Origin of the sequence: Alkalibacterium kapii (assembly GCF_007988865.1) — a bacterium.
GTDB classification, from domain to species: domain Bacteria; phylum Bacillota; class Bacilli; order Lactobacillales; family Carnobacteriaceae_A; genus Alkalibacterium; species Alkalibacterium kapii.
The window spans coordinates 1-763 of the sequence record NZ_BJUY01000060.1; the positions used below are offsets into that span (position 1 = coordinate 1).

8 tRNA genes are annotated in these 763 nt (G+C 50.1%); all 8 read right to left on the reverse strand.

The features are described from left to right. Positions 1–6: 6 nt before the first annotated feature. Positions 7–80, reverse strand: a tRNA-Ile gene (locus AKA01nite_RS09240). Positions 81–102: 22 nt separating this feature from the next. Next, positions 103–176: transfer RNA gene (locus AKA01nite_RS09245), tRNA-Met, on the reverse strand. Positions 177–185: 9 nt separating this feature from the next. Further along, positions 186–259: transfer RNA gene (locus AKA01nite_RS09250), tRNA-Pro, on the reverse strand. A gap of 20 nt (positions 260–279) precedes the next feature. After that, positions 280–353 (reverse strand) — tRNA-Arg (locus AKA01nite_RS09255). 23 nt (positions 354–376) lie between these two features. After that, a tRNA-Leu gene (locus AKA01nite_RS09260) sits at positions 377–462 on the reverse strand. 30 nt (positions 463–492) lie between these two features. Continuing rightward, positions 493–564, reverse strand: a tRNA-Gly gene (locus tag AKA01nite_RS09265). Positions 565–569: 5 nt separating this feature from the next. Further along, positions 570–642 (reverse strand) — tRNA-Thr (locus AKA01nite_RS09270). Between the two features lie 21 nt (positions 643–663). Beyond that, positions 664–745 (reverse strand) — tRNA-Leu (locus tag AKA01nite_RS09275). Between the last annotated feature and the right edge of the window lie 18 nt (positions 746–763).

Consider the following 763-nt stretch of genomic DNA (forward strand, 5'->3'; position numbering starts at 1 on the left):
TTAATATGGACCTTGCAGGACTCGAACCTGCGACCGAACGGTTATGAGCCGTTTGCTCTAACCAACTGAGCTAAAGGTCCGTTAATCGTTTTTGTATTTTTATAGCGGCGGAGGGAATCGAACCCACGACCTCACGGGTATGAACCGTACGCTCTAGCCAGCTGAGCTACACCGCCATTAACACATCGGGAAGACAGGATTCGAACCTGCGACCCCCTGGTCCCAAACCAGGTGCTCTACCAAGCTGAGCTACTTCCCGTGATTCACTAACTTTAAACATGCACCCTAGAGGAGTCGAACCTCTAACCGCCTGATTCGTAGTCAGGTACTCTATCCAATTGAGCTAAGGGTGCTGAATCTATACACATATAGATAATGCCGAGGGCCGGAATCGAACCGGCACGGAGAAAACTCTCCGCAGGATTTTAAGTCCTGTGCGTCTACCAATTCCGCCACCCCGGCCTGGGATGAATGTGGACATAAGAATTGGAAAGCGGAAGACGGGATTCGAACCCGCGACCCCCACCTTGGCAAGGTGATGTTCTACCACTGAACTACTTCCGCAAAAATGCCGGCTAAAGGAGTTGAACCCTCGACCCACTGATTACAAATCAGTTGCTCTACCAACTGAGCTAAGCCGGCTGAATAAAATTTATACAACAATGCGGATGGAGGGACTTGAACCCCCACGCCGTGAAGCGCTAGATCCTAAATCTAGTGCGTCTGCCAATTCCGCCACATCCGCATATATTACTTGTGTATA